Origin of the sequence: Zobellia uliginosa (assembly GCF_018860745.1) — a bacterium.
GTDB classification, from domain to species: domain Bacteria; phylum Bacteroidota; class Bacteroidia; order Flavobacteriales; family Flavobacteriaceae; genus Zobellia; species Zobellia uliginosa_B.
Genome location: NZ_JAHKPY010000004.1, coordinates 1 through 222, shown reverse-complemented (window position 1 = coordinate 222; position 222 = coordinate 1). Strand labels below are relative to the sequence as shown.

Annotated in this window: 1 protein-coding gene; it reads right to left on the bottom strand. The window is 47.7% G+C overall.

Annotation, left to right across the window (positions count from 1 at the left end; translation table 11 throughout):
* On the bottom strand, positions 1-222 hold a 222-nt coding region (locus tag KO521_RS08980), incomplete at both ends, for a hypothetical protein (RefSeq protein WP_215939591.1).

Sequence of the window (222 nt, the reverse complement as noted above, 5' to 3'; positions counted from 1 at the left end):
GCTACTGTCTGGATTTCGTTTGTGATATCTCCATCCACTTCCGTTCCGGTAATTACATAAGGACTGGCTGAAGTTCCATCTCCGCTTACCGTATTGATTCCTGCTCCGGTTACTTCTGTTTCAGAACCATCGGCAGCTGCTACGGAAAGGTCAAAATCATCTCCTGTTCTCACAACATCCACGGAACCATCTGCTGAGGCCACTGTCTGGATTTCGTTCGTA